This is a genomic window from Cupriavidus sp. 8B (assembly GCF_054589115.1).
On record NZ_BAAILO010000453.1, the window covers coordinates 1 to 288 of the forward strand.

A 288-nucleotide genomic window follows, 5' to 3' on the forward strand; every position below is an offset into this window, starting at 1 on the left:
GATGGCCCGATCCAGACGTTCACCTCGGGTAGCGGCGCGAATCAGCAGTCCGTCCAGGTGCCGAAGACGATCGCCAAGGGCATCCCGGCGCAGGACTTGATCGTGCGCAACGGCCAGACGGTGATCGTGACGGCGTTCGACCAGACCGATACGCAGATGACGCACCGCACGCTCGGGGATTTGCTCCCGACGATCGCTGGCGGTTCCCTGACTGCCACGAAGTCCCGCACCTTCACGTTGGTACTGGCCACGGTGATGATCGAAGATCAGGGCGAGGCCGCGGCGCAA

At 64.6% G+C, this 288-nt stretch carries 1 pseudogene; it reads left to right on the forward strand.

The features are described from left to right. A pseudogene (locus ACYP5B_RS43580) lies at positions 1–288 on the forward strand (protein PilN); the annotation flags it as partial.